The sequence below is a fragment of the Okeania sp. SIO3B5 genome, from assembly GCF_010692555.1.
Taxonomy (GTDB): Bacteria; Cyanobacteriota; Cyanobacteriia; order Cyanobacteriales; family Microcoleaceae; genus Okeania.
Genome location: NZ_JAAHHG010000051.1, coordinates 20,314 through 37,753 on the forward strand (window position 1 = coordinate 20,314; position 17,440 = coordinate 37,753).

5 protein-coding genes are annotated in these 17,440 nt (G+C 38.3%); 2 read left to right on the top strand and 3 right to left on the bottom strand.

Going from position 1 to position 17,440, the window contains the following annotated elements; genetic code table 11:
• Positions 1–149: 149 nt before the first annotated feature.
• From F6K54_RS09855 to F6K54_RS09865, 3 genes are all read right to left on the bottom strand, one after another.
• Entirely contained in the window at positions 150–2,069 is a 1,920-nt protein-coding gene (locus F6K54_RS09855) for a hypothetical protein (RefSeq protein WP_293076956.1), read from the bottom strand.
• Between the two features lies 1 nt (position 2,070).
• A complete protein-coding gene (locus F6K54_RS09860; RefSeq protein WP_293076958.1) occupies positions 2,071–3,627 on the bottom strand; it encodes a CHAT domain-containing protein in 1,557 nt (518 codons plus the stop codon).
• Positions 3,628–3,788: 161 nt separating this feature from the next.
• A complete protein-coding gene (locus tag F6K54_RS09865; RefSeq protein ID WP_293076960.1) occupies positions 3,789–4,718 on the bottom strand; it encodes a hypothetical protein in 930 nt (309 codons plus the stop codon).
• 965 nt (positions 4,719–5,683) lie between these two features.
• On the opposite strand from F6K54_RS09865, the gene F6K54_RS09870 reads away from it, so the two are divergent.
• Complete coding sequence (locus F6K54_RS09870) at positions 5,684–11,221, top strand: ATP-binding sensor histidine kinase (RefSeq protein ID WP_293076962.1); 5,538 nt, start codon at positions 5,684–5,686, stop codon at positions 11,219–11,221.
• Positions 11,222–11,792: 571 nt separating this feature from the next.
• Positions 11,793–17,210 carry an ATP-binding sensor histidine kinase gene (locus F6K54_RS09875; RefSeq protein ID WP_293076963.1) on the top strand — a complete coding sequence of 1,806 codons (5,418 nt, stop codon included), beginning with the start codon at positions 11,793–11,795 and terminating at the stop codon, positions 17,208–17,210.
• The last annotated feature ends 230 nt before the right edge of the window (positions 17,211–17,440 follow it).

Here is a 17,440-nt window from a genome sequence, read left to right on the forward strand (position 1 = left end):
AAAGCAAAGAAATAGAAGTTATAGCTGATGAGTAAATAGACCGTATTATAACAAACCAGGTTTATGGAAGACAAATGTCAATATCGTAGAGCATCTCATATAAGCTCGGTTTCTGTGTAAGTCCTAATAATTTTTCCACCTAATCCTAATTAGAAAATTAGAGGACGGTCTCGCCGACAATCATTAATTAGACGCTTTCTATTTCTATTAGAATTATTTTGAATATTTTGCCACTCTTGATGTGTACACAACCCTAAAATTGCACGTTTTATTGGTTCTAGTTGCAACAGTTCGATAATATTTTCTTTAGTAGGGGTAATAGTAGCTAATAGCCAGTAGATGCGAATAATAAAAGTATCACTAACTGGAGTTGTTTTTAATTTATTTATAACTTGCTCAAACTTAATATTTGCTCGAATTGCTAATGTAAACCAATCGGCATAGTCTAAATCAAGAAAATCATTTTCTTTCTCGGTTGGGTTTTTATAAAAATCATATAATTCCTGAAGCAATAGCGAATTTGATAACTTTTGAATCATGGTTTTAACTTTTTCGTCACTGCTATTCTCTTCGTTTTCTTTTCGTAAAAGAGCCAGAAACAAACTTTCTAATTTCGGGTTATTACTCTTGTCAAAATCTGAGGTAAACGCCCCATTTTTGTAAAGTAAATCTAGATCGTCGAGATTTATAGCATCAACCCAACCATCCATAAGAATATCTGAGAGGAAAATAAAATCATCATCAGTTGCTATTTTTAATGCTGCTCTAACAGCTTCCCCAATTTTACTTTTGACACAAGCATTAATCCATGTAAGGCTTGATTCACCAGAGTAAATTACAATAATTTTGAGTAGCTGTTCATAGATTTTTGGCAAATCTTGAGATGTACTCTCTTGAATATCTAATATTACATTATTTGGTGTAATTTTTTCATAAGCATTTTTCAACTTTTTTTCTGAATATTTCTCTCTTAAGGTTTCATATAGCTTCATAATATTTTGGTAATTACTGTTCTGCCCCTGTAATATTTCCTGTGGCAAACTAGAATTACGAAAATTGTACATCCAACTACAAAATGCTAATCCTGGTTTGTTTTTTGACTTAGTATCATTAGTGGTTTCAGATGATTTATTATTGAAAAATAGTCGATAATCTAGGCGCATTAACTCGATGGGTTTTTCTTCAGCAATCTTTTCTAATTTTGCTTTTAAGTTTTTAACGCTTTTATCGATATTTACTTCTATGGAACTAACAATATTAATCACAATAGCTACTGACTGTGAAGGAAATAATTCATTGAGTAGAGCTTTACACCATTCTTGAATTTTATTAGAATAATTAGAATCATTTGTATTAAGTTTTTTTGCCTTAATTTCTAAGAAAAAACCGGGTATACTTGTTGAATCTGGAGAAGGGTTTTCATTTAAAATATTGTCTAGTTCCTGAGTTGGATTTACTACTGCGTCGATAATTTGGTATTTCTCCGAAGGTGGATTGTAATTGTCAGTATCTAGCCATATCCACTCTCTTTTTGGCAATACTATACCAGAGGAATTTTTCTCTTTATTTGCTATAGTATCGGACAATAAAAACTCAACATTTTTTAAATTTTCATAGATTTTAGCCTCTTCAAAGCTAATTAAAATACCAATAAAACTACTACGTTGTAATCCCCAAATTGTGCCAATATCAAGAGGCATGAGTTGGAAAACTTGAGAATCCACAAAATAAGCGGATTGAGGTTCAGGTTGACCAGGTTGGTATTCCCTTAAGTTTATTACACGACCTACAGGTAATAAATTCCTTATTTCTTGATGATAATGAGGAGGTAAATTTTGTTCTAATTTTTTTAAAATTAACTGAATAGCTTCCTCATTTCTAGCTTGAACTAATTTGTAAATTAAATAAACAACAAAATCATGTTCCCTTCCATCAAATTCATGGTCTTCAGGTCTTAAATTGATTTCGATAACGAATGTTTGGCGACTCTTTGAAGTTTTACACAAACCAGAATTTTCAATCCAACAAATCAAATCATCTTGCTGTTGTCTATCTAGTAACTCATTCATATTAATTACAGTTTAATTTGTTTTGAATAGAATTTAACTCAGCTCTGAAACCAGATGCATTATTAGCAATTTTTTCACAAAGCTTAAATAGTTCTGAAAACTTCTTATTTTGATCAAGGAAATAGATTAATTGTTCCGCAAAATCACGAGAAGCAACATTTTCTATGAAACCTATATCAGACGGATTGACTTGTATTGATATACATAAGGATCTTCGGGAACTTAATGTATTAACTCGACCACTTCTTATCAGAATATCTACTAAAGTATCAATATCAAAAACACTTAAACCTTTTGTTTTTTCACTTTCTGAATTGGAAAGATTCAAGTCTTTTGTTTCTTCATTTGCTGAAGTTGCACTTTCAAATAAATGACCATCTTGTACAGCCATAAAAATGACAGGAGTAGCAAAATATCGCTTATCATAACCATTCTCAATACTTAGTTTAAACCGAGCTTTCTGAACTGCCATCTCAACAGAATCACCTTTGACAATTCTTGAATAAAACTCTTTGACAAAACTAACTGCCGTTAAATTAGAAACCTTATATTGCATAGCTATAACTACTGGAATTCTTTGCAGTATTAACCGAGAAGCTACACTACTAAAAGCATTAGTTTGAGATTGTTTTCCAGTTTCACAAGCTTGTAAAATGACAATTTTTGGTTTATGACTATTAAACAACCGGACAAACGTTTTAGCATCTTTCCAATCAGCTTTCCCAAACTCACCAACAAAAGCAATTTGCCCTACTTCTTCTCCATCCTTCTCGATTAATTGACCGTGACCAATAAAATGAAAAATATCCGGTTTATCTGTTTCTAATCTTTCTACAATTTCATAGAAATCCAGAGAATCCATAACAGGCAAAAATTTCACTTGCTCTTTTTCACTATCTACCTGTTTTAAGTATTGCTTTACTTCCTGGTATTCCACATCATCACTTAATTGAGGATCGGCAGTCGGTATCGAGACAACTAAAGCAATTTTTAACTGTTCATTTTTATTAATTTGAATAGATAGTTTATCTATTTCTTGTGATTGATATCGACAGCGATAAAAGCTTAATTTACGGTCAGTAGCGAAATAAATCTCACCTTGATTATATTGTTCAGGTAAACACATTAACTCCCAAGGATAGGCTGCCAACTCCGGTATTGCTTCTAAAATAACCGCTAAATTTTGTTGCTTTTGTTTAACTATTTCTTGATAGTATGCCAAAAAATCTTCTCTTAATTGACTGTCAAACAAAGTCTCAAACAAAGCTTCTCCAACCTTAGTAATTTGTTGACTTTCCAAATTATCAGAAGCTTCAATAATTTCTCTAATTTTATCGTTGATTTGAGCGATAACTAAATTAGTAATTTGTTCACTTTCCCAATAATCATCCAAGTTATCAGGAGCTTTAATAATTTTTGTAATCTTATTTTTTATTTGACTGAAATCTAACTTTCCTGTTACCTTATCTTCAGCTAACTGAGGAGTTAATTTTCTGACTCTAACCGTATTATTATTTGGGACAATAATATGATAAAAATATTGATTCATTGTCATCATACTTAAACATCAAATTGATAGAAATTAAGAACAATCAAAAATAGGCTTTGCATACTTACCCATTGGAATTATAGTTTTAGAGAAAGAGAAAGTAAAAGATGGCATTTACCTTTTCTGCAAAAATTTATCCCTTAGTTCAGCAACGCTCAAAAATAAATAATCTATGGTTTAGGTAAGATAATTCGTTGCTCGCCAACCCATTTTTCTTTGACCCCAACTGCAAAACTCTTAGCTGCCTTATCTTCACTCCCAAACAAATCTTTTAAACGATCTGGTAAAGCTTTCATTACATCAGTTAATTCACCAAAAAGCCAATCAATACTCGGTTCAATCCAAACATCACCAATTAAATCAATAGACTCCCATCCTTTAGGAACTTTGAAAATAATGTCAAATTCAACTGTAGATTTATCCTTAATTTCTGGTTCTTCAATTCGCCAGTAACACTGGGATTTATCTTTTCCTTCAGCAAGAATAGTAAACTTACCAAACTTATAATTTAAGATATCTAAAATAGTAAATGCTTTAAATTCCCCCTTAGTTCCTACATTAGCTTTTAATTTGTCATAATCAGGAAGATTAACTATTTTTGTTAACTCAGAAGCATCAACTCCAATTCCCACATCTAAGTTAGCATCTAGTCCTAAATTCAAGTTAACTCCTGTCTTTAATACCGTTTGCCATTTACTATCTGGAATAATACGATGTACTATTGGTTCGTCTTTTCCTTGAGGACCAAAATCAAGCTGACATTCTAACTTTGAAATTAAAACACTTGGTTGAGGTTTTAGAGCTATACTCACAACCATAGAGTAGAAATCAAACTGCTTCATTGACTTCTTAATTTTATCATTTAATTCTATTCCCTCTGCTGCAAAACCTTCTGTAGTAAGAGGAATTAATCTACTACGAGGATTGCCAAATGAAACAGTAGTTTCTTTTAATCTTTGAACTGCGGTTGCTCCTATGCTCAACTCTTGAGCTTCTCCTCCTGCTAATTTACCTTCCTTCCTTTTTACTTCTTTAAATAAATCATTCAGCAAATCTTCTGCTTTCTCAAAGTTAGGTCGGTTAAATTTACGATTTTTCATTTCAGTTATTAGTTATTAGTTATCATTATCTCTAAATGAAGCATCCAGCTTGAAATACTGAAGCTTATTCTTTATTATACCCTTAAAAAGGAAAGGTTGAGACCTGATGTTTTGGTCACTGATTTTTTTGGGAAAGTAATATTTAACTTAGATTGAGCGATCGCCTATCGCTAGTATCCATCATACCTCAGAGCGCGACTTTTGTAAGAACCCCTAAACGGATCTATTTAAAAATAGAGAAGGAGATGGGGAGATGGGGGGATGGGGAGATGGGGAGATTTTTAAGATTTGACACACCAGACGCGGTGACACGGGGACGCGGAGAGGGGAGATGAGGAAATGGGGAGATGAGACTATTTTTCTACCTGCAAGGGAAGCTACCAGATTTGCTATTGGGCTACGCGGGGTCTCATATAGAATCAGGTTATACAGTGTATGTTTATAGCTCTATAATTACTTCAATATTCAATCTCCCCATTTCCTCCAACCATATAATAAGTATTCAACTTTGTAACACAACCTTCCAGGTTGTTACAGCCTAGAAGGCTGTGTTACAAATTACGATAATTAATTACCCGGATTCTATATCATCCGCTTTTTCTCCATTCTCGTTCCTGAATTTCCACTGGCTCGCTCAGACTGAGGACGGAAGTCAAAAGCACATACCGCTCTCAAAGATACGATCAGGGGTTCTATAATTAAGGTAGTAGGGGAAGTAGGGAAAATAGAAAGATTTACTGTTGAAGCACTTATGATAAGTTTTTTCATCACTAATTATCCGGAGATGATATAAGCCAAAATCTCTGAATTATTTCTCCCTGTTCCCTGTTCCCTGTTCCCTATTCCCTATTCCCTCTTTATCAACTTCATAAAAAAATACTTCTGTTGCCAAAACAATGAATTTGGTATAATAAGAGCAAAAATAATTAACTTTTTGCTACTTAATTTTACTTCTGAGAATCAAAATGCTCAATTTAGCTGGTTATCAAGAAACAAACCAAATATATGCCGGAACCCGGACCTTAGTATATCAAGCTATCCAAACTACCCAAGGACAACCAGTCATCATCAAAGTCTTACGCAATCCCCACCCCAACTTTAACGAATTAGTCCAATTTCGTAACCAATATATCATTACTCACCATCTTGAACATCCAGCTATTGTTCAACCCCTAGCCCTAGAACGTTACGGCAATGCTTACGCCTTGGTGATGCCTGATGATGGAGCCATCTCACTTTCGGACTATTGGCAGCACTCTGAGCATTCCCAAAAAGACTTCCTTAACATAGCTATCCAACTAGCGTCAGTTCTGCAATATCTCAGTCAACAACGGATTATTCACAAAGACATCAAACCAAGCAACATCCTGATTCATCCCGAAACCAAGCAAGTCAAACTCATCGACTTCAGTATTTCCAGTTTACTACCAACTGAACAACAACAACTCATCAACCCTAAAGTCTTACAAGGAACCCTAGCCTACATTTCCCCAGAACAAACCGGACGGATGAACCGAGGAATTGACTACCGTACCGACTTTTATTCCCTTGGAGTAACATTTTTTCAACTCCTAACCGGAAAATTACCGTTTCAGTCTAATGATCCAATGGAATTGCTGCATTGTCATATTGCCCAGACAGTAAGTTTTCCCATAGAAAATCAAGTACCAGAAGTATTGCAAGAAATAGTCCTCAAATTGATGGCTAAGAATGCTGAAGATCGTTATCAGAGTGCCTTGGGATTGAAACACGATCTAGAGCGATGTCTGCAACAGTTAGAAACTGTCGGGAAAATTACATTCTTTGAATTAGGACAGAGGGATAAGAGCGATCGCTTCATTATTCCTGAAAAACTCTACGGAAGGGAACAGGAAATACAAACCCTGCTTGATGCTTTTGAGCGTATTGCGAACCCCTCCGATGCTCGCCTGAGCAAGGTAGAATTCCCCCCAACTCCCCTTAATAAGGAAGAATCCCCCCCAACTACCCTTAATAAGGGGGGAGTAAAATCCCCCCCAACTACCCTTAATAAGGGGGAAGTAGAATCCCCCCCAACTACCCTTAATAAGGGGGGAGTAAAATCCCCCCCAACCCCCCTTAATAAGGGGGGAGTCGAATCCTGTGGGGTAGAAATGATGTTAGTAGCAGGATTTTCAGGTATTGGCAAAACTGCTGTTATCAATGAAATTCATAAACCCATAGTTCGACAACGGGGCTATTTTATCAAAGGGAAATTTGACCAATTCAATCGGAATATTCCCTTTTCTGCCATTGTGCAAGCCTTTCGAGATTTAATGAGGCAACTTCTCTCAGAAAGTGATACCCAACTGGATAATTGGAAACAAAAAATTCTCAATGCAGTGGGAGAAAACGGTCAAGTTCTAATTGAAGTGATTCCAGAGTTGGAAAATATTATTGGTCAACAACCTCCTGTTCCTGAATTGTCTGGCAGTGCAGCACAGAATCGCTTTAACTTGCTGTTTGGCAAATTTATTAGCGTATTTACGACAAAAGATCATCCTCTAGTGATTTTCCTGGACGACTTACAATGGGCAGATTTGGCATCGTTGAAACTGCTGCAGTTGTTGATGAGTGAATCGGAGATAAGTTATTTGCTGGTATTGGGAGCTTATCGAGATAACGAAGTGTTTCCTACTCATCCATTAATGCTGACACTGGATGAAATTCAAAAACAGGAAGTGAAGATTAATACCATCACACTAGCTGCTTTAAGGGAAGTAGATATTACTCGTTTAGTTGCTGATACTCTGCAATGTTCTGTGGAAAACGCTACACCATTGTCTCAATTAGTCTATCAAAAGACTAAAGGAAACCCATTTTTTACAACCCAATTTTTGAAAGGGTTGCATGAAGATGCTTGGATTACATTTGATTCAGAGGCGGGTTACTGGCAATGTGATTTAACTCAAATACGACAGTTATCCCTCACCGATGATGTGCTAGAATTCATGGTTGGGCGTTTGCGTAAACTAGATGAAGCTACTCAGAATGTACTGAAGTTAGCAGCTTGCATTGGTAACCAGTTTGACTTGGAAACCTTAGCGGTAATTTGTGAAAAAACCCTAGAGAAAGTGGCAACAGATTTATGGGGAGCATTACAAGAAGGGTTTGTAATTCCTCAGAGTGAAACTTATAAGTTTTTCCAGGGAGAAGAGGAAAAGGATGTTGACGATGTTACAGTTGGTTATCGCTTTTTACATGACCGAGTACAACAGGCTGCCTATGCTCTGATTATAAAAGAGGAAAAACAAAGAACTCATTACCACATCGGACAACTTCTGCTGCAACAGCTCCCCAAAGAAGCAAGAGAACATAGGATTTTTGAGCTAGTTAGTCAATTAAATTATGGAACGGTCTTAATTAGTGAACAAAAAGAACGGGATGAATTATCCAAACTCAATCTAATTGCCTGTCGCAAAGCCAGAGCTGCAACAGCCTATCAAGCAGGTCGTGAATATGCCAACATTGGATTATCCTTGCTCGGCAAAAAGCCTTGGCAGCATCAATATGAAATGTGTCTGGAATTCCATAATTTAACGGCAGAATTGGCTTCACTATGTGGTGAGTTTGATGTGATGGAGCAGTTCATTGAGACAGTTATCGAACAGGCAAATTCTTTACTGGAAAAGGTTAATGTTTACCTAATTAGAATTCGAGCCAATGTCTTCCAGAATAAATCCAATGAAGCTATTGCCATTGCCCAACAACTCTTACAACAGTTTGATATAACTTTTCCTCAAACACCTACGCCAAATGATATTCAAGACGGCATTGCTGAGATTAACAGAGCGATCGGCGACCGGGAAATTGAAGACTTAGTTAATCTACAAATCATGACGGACGTGGAAAAAATCGCCATTATCCAGATTGCCAATAGTATCACTCCAGCAGCTTATATCTCCGGTTCTCCCTTGTTTCCTTTACTGATTAGCTTATCAGTCAAACTCTCCATTCAATATGGCAACACAACAGCCTCTGTTCTTGCCTATAGTACCTATGGCATCGTTGCTTGTAATTTTTTGCAAGATGTCGATATGGGGGTGAAGTTTGGTCAATTAGCAATTCAGGTCGTTTCTAAACTGGATGCTAAAGCTGTTAAACCAGAGGTATTAGCTGTGGCGGGAATATTCATTTTACACCGCAAATATCATATCAAAGAAGTGCTACCGCTCTTGCAAGATGGGTATGCAACTGGGCTAGAAGTAGGGAGTCTGGAATTCCTTGGATATTGTGCTCACGGTTTTTGTCTTAATTCTTTTTGGTGCGGTCAGTCTCTTGCTATTTTGGAGCCTGAGACTCGTGCTTACTCCCATGCGTTAGTGCAATTGAATCAATTAATAACAGGAAATTGGTGTCTAATTTATTGGCAATCAATTTTAAATTTGCTGGAAGCTGTGGAACATCCAAGTACATTGTCTGGGGAGGCTCTCCAAGAAGCAGAACTTCTGCCCCAACTGCTCGAAGCTAATGATTCTAATGGGTTGTATTACTTCTATGTCTATAAGCTGATGCTTTGTTACTTATTTGGAGAAATTGAATCAGCTCAAGACTATGCAGTTGAAGGTAGGCGTTATTTAATGGGTGGTGCAGGTTCAGTAACTGAACCTGCGTTTTATTTCTATGATTCTCTAGTTGCTTTAGCACAGATGAGTTCACCTGCAGAAGAAACATCAGCAGAATTCCAGCGTGTTGAACAAAACCAAACACAATTACAACAACAGTGGGCAAATTATGCTCCCATGAATCATCAACATAAAGTTGATTTGGTAGAAGCAGAAAAATGCCGAGTCTTAGGACAAAAAGCTGAAGCGATCGAACTTTATGCACGGGCTATTGCCGGAGCGAAAGAAAACGAATATATCCAAGAAGAAGCCTTAGCGAATGAATTAGTGGCAAAATTTTACCTCGACTGGTGTCAAGAAAAAGCTGCAGTAGGCTATATGCAAGAAGCTTATTATTGTTACGCTCGTTGGGGAGCTTTAGCCAAAATCAAACAACTCGAATCAACATATCCCCAACTCCTAACTCCCATCCTAGAAAGAAAAGAACCCCATAATTTCCACAACACTTCCATCTCTACTCAATCCTCAGATACATTCACTATAACTCCTTTCCTAGATCAAGCATCTGCGTTCAAAGCCTCCAGAGCCATCTCTGAAGAAATTACACTCGATACCTTGCTCTCAAAATTGATGCAGATTCTAATGGAAAATGCTGGAGCAAACAAAGGAGTGTTATTGTTAAGCAACTCCAACAATTGGGAAATCGTCGCTCAATGCCATAACAACACTTGTTATCTATCGACTATTCCTCTAGAAGAAACTGACATCATACCCCTCAGCATCATCAATACTGTCAAACACACTCAAAAAATCCTATTGTTGAATGACATTGAAGAAAACAATACCTTCACTGCCGATCCTTACTTCTTCGCGCAACAACCTAAAAGTCTTCTCTGCACTCCCATTCTCTACCAAGGAAAACTAATTGGCATCCTCTACCTAGAAAATAACCTCACTACAGAAGCTTTTACTCCAGAGAGCCTCGAAATTCTCAATCTGCTGACAGCCCAAGCAGCCATCTCCATCGAAAATGCCAGACTTTACCAGGATCTAGAAGCAACAGTTGAACAGAGAACCCAACATTTACAACAAACCCTCAAACAATTACAACAAACCCAAGCTCAACTGATTCAAACTGAAAAAATGTCTTCTTTAGGACAAATGGTAGCAGGAATTGCCCATGAGATTAATAATCCCATTAGCTTTATCTCAGGTAATATTACTCATGCTCGCGAATATTTCCAGGACTTACTAGAGCTGCTTAAGCTTTACCAGGAGAACTTACCAGATCCTAGTTCAGCAATACGAGACAAAGTAGAAGAGCTTGATCTAGAGTTCTTATGTGACGACTTAGAAAAACTTTTGAACTCTATGGAAACAGGAAGTACTAGAATTAGCAAAATTATTCGCGGTTTGCGTAACTTCTCGCGCCTAGACGAATCGAAAAGCAAGGAGGTAAACATCCATGAAGGATTAGATAATACATTAATGATTTTGCAACATCGTCTCAACAGGAATAGCTCTGGTATAGAAATTGCGATCGTTAAAAGCTATGGGGAACTTCCCCGGGTTAACTGTTATGCCAATCAACTCAATCAAGTATTTCTACATATTCTGAACAATGCACTTGATGCTGTAACCACCTCAGAAACAGAGAATTGTCCCCAAATTTCCATCACGACTGAGGTGAAAGATTCGCAAACGGTAAGAATTAGAATTGCTGACAACGGTATTGGTATGAGTGAAAATGTTTGTCAACGAATTTTTGACCCCTTTTTTACTACTAAAACAGTTGGTAAAGGCACCGGACTAGGGTTGTTTATTAGTTATCAAATTATCACTGAGCAACATGGAGGACAGTTAGAATGTATTTCTCAAGCAGGAAAAGGCACAGAATTTATGATAGATATTCCGACTTAACCCTCAGTCATATTATGTCCGGTAGCATCGGTATTGTATAGAGAAGGTAAGGAAGAAGGAAGAAGGAAGAAGGAAGAAGCTTTAAGAGAAGGAAAAACCTTATATGGCGCTAGATATTTCCCCAACTTTATAGCAATGTGCGCTGGCATATTTACAAATTACAGGAGATGTCCAATAGCTAAAAGTCTTATATTCAGGACTTATATCATGTCCGGATAATTAGTGATAAAAAAACTTTCTCCTTCTTCTTCTTTCTTCCCTCCTGACTCCTGACTCCTGACTCCTGACTCCTTCATAGTTTATTTATAACTGTTCAACCGGACATGATATTATGCAAAGGTACTATATATAGAGTGATGCTCAGTTACGCTAGCGCTAACACACCCTACCAATAGCGTCCATGCGTAAGTCCTGATATTATTAGCCTTTTATTCTCCCTGTTGCCTGTTGCCTGTTGCCAGATGAGCTGCGCACAGCGCTATATACACAAACGATACCAACGGACATGATATCATTCGCAATTAAAATCTTGGCCAAAACTTGAAACCTACTCAAATCAAATCAGTCAACTATGAAAAATACCATTATCAACAATCTTCCCGGCTACAAGCTGAACAAAAATCTTTACCAAGGCACACGCACCCTGGTATATCGTGGTGAGCGCAGTAGTGACTCCCAACCCGTGATTATCAAAGTCCTACGCAACCCTAACCCCAACTTTAATGAATTAGTTAGCTTCCGCAACCAATACATCATCACTCGTCACCTCCAACACCCAAGAATTGTTCAGCCTCTGGCCCTTGAATACTACAAAAATGGCTATGCCCTCGTGATGCCTGATAACGAGGCGATCGCCCTTTCAGACTACTGGCAGCAATCTGATCTTTCTCTAACGGCATTCCTCACCATCGCTATTCAACTGAGTGAAGCTTTACACTATCTGAACCAACAGCGCATCATCCACAAAGACATTAAACCCAGTAATATTCTTATACATCTGGAAACCAAGCAAGTCCAACTGATAGACTTTAGTATCTCTACTTTACTACCGAAAGAACAACAACAACTGATTAGTCCCAACGTTCTGGAAGGAACTCTAGCCTACATTTCCCCAGAGCAAACGGGACGAATGAACCGAGGAATTGACTATCGTACAGATTTCTATTCTCTGGGTGTAACATTCTTTGAACTGCTAACAGGAAAGTTACCCTTTGAAAGCAGCGATCCAATGGAATTAGTCCATTGTCATATTGCCAAAACACCCCCGACTCCAGACTGTAAACTACCAACCAACCTAGTTGGTATTGTACTGAAATTAATGGCGAAAAATGCGGAAGAGCGTTATCAGAGTGCTTTGGGTATCAAATATGATTTAGAGCAATGTTTACAACAATTACAAACCCAAGGAGAGATTAAGTCCTTTGAGCTAGGTAAAAGAGACTTGTGCGATCGCTTCATGACCCCTGAAAAACTCTACGGACGAGAAACTGAAGTGCAAAAACTCCTAGATGGGTTCGGCTTTGTTGCTGAAGGAGCAACAGAAATGATATTAGTCGCAGGGTTTTCGGGAATTGGGAAAACAGCGGTGGTTAATGAAGTGCATAAACCTATAGTTAAGCAAAGAGGGTACTTCATTAAAGGCAAATTTGACCAGTTCAATCGCAACATTCCTTTCAGTGCATTTGTACAAGCTTTCCGAGACTTGATGGGACAATTGCTAGGAGAGTCAGATAGGGAACTAGCTATATGGAAAGGGAAAATTCTGGATGCGGTGGGAGAAAACGGGCAAGTAATTATTGATGTAGTACCGGAAGTAGAAATAATTATTGGTACTCAACCAGCAGTGCCAGAACTATCAGGAAGTGCTGCCCAAAATCGTTTTAATTTATTGTTTAGTAAATTCCTGCGGGTATTCACCACAAAAGAACATCCTTTAGTAATTTTCCTGGATGATCTACAATGGGCAGACTCAGCATCGTTAAACTTGCTGAAGTTGTTGATGGATGAGTCAGAAGTTGGTTATTTATTGGTGTTAGGAGCATATCGGGATAATGAGGTGTTTCCATCTCATCTGTTAATGTTGACATTGGATGAAATTAAGAAAAACGATGCCAATATTGAAACTCTAACTCTAGGAGCTTTGAGCGAGAATGATATTACTCGTTTAGTAGCGGAAACATTACTATGTACAACAGAACTAGCAGCACCATTATCCCAGTTAGTGTATCAGAAAACGAAGGGCAATCCGTTTTTTAGCACCCAATTCTTGAAAGGGTTGCATGAAGACGGGTGTATTACTTTTAATATGGAAGCAGGTTATTGGCAGTGCGATCTGTCAGAGGTGCGACAGTTAGCATTAACAGATGATGTGGTGGAGTTTATGGTAGGAAGGTTGCAGAAACTGCCAGAAGCTAATCAAAATGTAATGAAACTCGCTGCTTGTATTGGAAATCAATTTGACTTAGCTATCTTAGCAGTTGTGTGTGAGCAAACTCAAGATGAAGTAGCAGGGAATTTGTGGCGAGGGTTGCAGGAAGGGTTTGTGATTCCCCAAACTGACACCTATAAATTTTTCCAAGGAGAGTTACAGCAGGATAAAAGTCAAGAAAATATATCAGTAAATTATCGTTTCTTGCATGATCGGGTGCAACAGGCAGCTTATTCTCTGATTCCTGAAGGGCGAAAACAAGCTACTCATTTACAAATCGGACGGTTACTCTCACAAAACCTGTCTCCAGAAGAACAGGATACCAATATTTTTACGATTGTTAATCACTGGAATCAGGGGATAGAATTAATTGCCGATCCTACAGAAAAAGAGAATTTGATTCAACTGAATTTAAAGTCAGGAGAAAAAGCCAAAGGTTCGGCAGCTTATGGAGCAGCATTGCAATATTTTCAAACTGCTATATCTTTACTGAATGTAGAAAGTTGGCAAAGGAATTATCCATTAGCCTTGAAGTTACATGAAAATTATGCAGAAGCAGCTTATTTAACTGGTGATTTTGAATTGATGGAAACCATAGTTGAGCAAGTTATCGAACGCGGGCAAGACTTGCTCGATCTGGTGAAAGTCAATGAAATTAAAATCCAGGCTGAGATGGCTCAAAATCAACAGTTATCAGCACTAAATATAGGTATAGATTTCTTAGGTTTATTAGGGATTGAAGTCCCTGAATCACCACATCCCCAGGATTTGCAGGTGGAAATTGCTGCTATTTCCCAAGGGATGGAAGGTAAAGCTATTGCCGATCTAGCTAATTTGCCTCTGATGGAGGATGGTAAGCAGTTGGCCAAAGTAAGAATTCTAGCAAGTTTACTAACTACCTGTTATCAAGTTAAGCCCAGTCTTTTCCCTTGGGTGGTTTGTAAGCTCATGCAATTATTGATTCAATATGGAAACACCCCCCAATCCGCACTTACTTATGGCGACTATGGCATAGTTTGTATTTTGGCATTACAGGACTTTGCCTCTGCTCAGGAATATGGAAAACTGGCTTGCCAATTAGATTTAAACCACCAAACAGGTGATGGTGTTGCTGGTACTTATGCTACAGGGGGTGGTATCATCCACTATTCGACTCATGTTAAGGAAGCCATTCCACTATTACTTAAGGCTTACCAAGCTGGACTTGAGATTGGGAACTTCCAATTTGCAGGGGCATCAATCGTATGCCGCTCTCACTACCTTTATTTAATGGGTTATAACCTCTCTGCCGTTAAACAAGAAATGGCAAGCGCAAGTCATGCTCTTGCTACCATGAAACAAGAAAACCTCCTGGCCTGGAATCAGGCTTTTGAACAAGCGGTTCTCAATTTGTTGGGAGAGTCGGAAATTCCATGGGAACTAATAGGAACAGCCTATAATGAAACTGAGTCTGTCCCGTTAAAAATTGCTGCTAACGATCGCATGATGCTACATTATGTTTATCTGAATAAATTGATTCTTTGCTATTTATTCGATAATATTCCCCAAGCAGTGGAAAATGCTGCACTAGCTGAATCTTATTTGGATGGAGTAGCTGGTTGTTTGGTTGAGTATGTGTGGAATTTCTATGATTCTCTAACTCAGTTAGCTAATTATGGTGATACAGACACATCTGTGCAGAAAAGTATACTCGAAAAGGTTGAAAATAATCAGAACAAAATGCAATACTGGGCAAATAATGCTCCAATGAATGCTCGACATAAAGTAGATTTAGTAGCAGCAGAACGTCACCGAGTTTTAGGAGAACGATTTGAAGCGATCGAACTGTACGATCGCGCCATAGATGGAGCCAAAGAAAACGAATATCTCCAAGAAGAAGCATTGGCTAACGAACTGGCAGCTAAATTTTACCTAGACTGGGGAAAAGAGAAAGTAGCTGCAGGCTATATGCAAGAAGCTTATTATTGTTATGCTCGGTGGGGAGCTAAAGCTAAGATTAACCAACTAGAAGCCAAATACCCTCAACTACTAACCCCTATCCTGCAACAGCAACAGGTACAATTGAATCCTCTTGATAGTATTGAGCGAGTTACGCAAACACAGATCTCAAAAACCCAGACTCAAACTACCACCATAGAATTATCTAATGCCTTAGATTTGGCTTCAATCTTACAAGCAGCTCAAGCTATCTCCAGTATCATAGAGCTAGAGCCACTACTCAGCAACATTCTACAAATTATTCTCACTAATGCCGGGGCACAAAAAGCCGTTTTACTCATTCCCGAATCTGACAAATGGTACCTAAGGGCAATAGCACAACTGACAACAGATGGTACAATAGAGACTGATATCCACTCACAACCTCTAACTACAGACAGTCTAGTTCCCACTCGCTTAATTCAATATGTGAAAAATATACAGTCCGTTGTACTCATTGATGAAGCCAAAACTGAAATTTCTGGCATCCTCGAAGGGTACTTACTCCAATATCAACCCCAAAGTGTCTTGTGTGTGCCACTTTTGCATCAAGGTAATTTAGTTGCTATTCTTTACTTGGAGCATCCCACCACCAAAGGAGTTTTTACCACCGAACGGCATACAATAATTAAATTTCTCTGCGCTCAAGCTGCTATTGCTCTAGAAAATGCCCAACTCTATGAACAAGCACAACAAGCATTGCGAGATTTACAAAAAGCACAACTACAAATAGTTCAAAGTGAAAAGATGTCAGCTTTAGGCAACTTAATGGCGGGAGTTGCCCATGAAATTAATAATCCCATAGGCTTTTTGGAAGGCAATATTAAACCTGCCAAAGACTATTCCCAAGATTTACTAAATTTAATAGACTTTTTACTAGCAAAATTTCTAAGTCATGATTCACAAATTCAAGATGAAATCGAAGAATTTGAACTCGAATTTATTCGAGAAGATTTACCAAAATTATTGGAATCAATGAATTTAGCGGTAGAGCGGATTCGTAATATTAGTAATAGTCTACGCACATTTGCTCGCAAAGATCGAGAGCATAAAACAGTATTTAATATCCATGAGGGTATTGATAGCACTCTGCTAATTCTCAAACACCGCACTAAGGCTAATCAGCAACGTCCGGCAATTGATATTGTCAAAAACTATGGAGATATTCCACAAGTGGAATGTTTTCCTGGTCAGTTGAATCAAGTGTTTATGAATATTTTGGCTAATGCTATTGATGCTTTTGATGAAGCAAATGAGGGCAAAACTTATGCTGAGATTGAGGTAAACCCGAATCGCATTCAGATTAACACTTCAATAATTGATGAAAATCAAATACAGATTAAGATTGAAGACAATGGTTGTGGGATGAAACCAGAGACCAAAGAACGAATTTTTGAACAAGGGTTTACGACTAAAAGAGTGGGTAAGGGAACAGGTTTAGGGATGGCGATCGCTTATCAAATTATTACAGAAAAACATGGTGGTACAATTACTTGTGATTCTACAGTCGCTAAAGGTACAATCTTTACAATTTTTTTACCAATAGGCATCTTCAGAAAAGCAGGGCTGTTGAATTCTCGATAGACACAGGGAGACGGGGACGCGGAGACACGGGGACGCGGGGACACGGGGACGCGGAGACGCGGGGACACGGGGACGCGGGGACGCGGGGACGCGGGGACGCGGGGACGCTGAGACGCGGGGACACGGGGACACGGGGACACGGAGACACGGAGACACGGAGACACGGGGACACGGGGACGCGGGGACACGGGGACGCGGGGACGCGGGGACGCGGGGACACGGGGACGCGG

Coding starts and splice junctions, on each gene's coding strand:
- F6K54_RS09855 (WP_293076956.1), bottom strand. CDS start 2,069: ATGAATGAGTTACTAGATAGACAACAGCAAGATGATTTGATTTGTTGG.
- F6K54_RS09860 (WP_293076958.1), bottom strand. CDS start 3,627: ATGATGACAATGAATCAATATTTTTATCATATTATTGTCCCAAATAAT.
- F6K54_RS09865 (WP_293076960.1), bottom strand. CDS start 4,718: ATGAAAAATCGTAAATTTAACCGACCTAACTTTGAGAAAGCAGAAGAT.
- F6K54_RS09870 (WP_293076962.1), top strand. CDS start 5,684: ATGCTCAATTTAGCTGGTTATCAAGAAACAAACCAAATATATGCCGGA.
- F6K54_RS09875 (WP_293076963.1), top strand. CDS start 11,793: ATGAAAAATACCATTATCAACAATCTTCCCGGCTACAAGCTGAACAAA.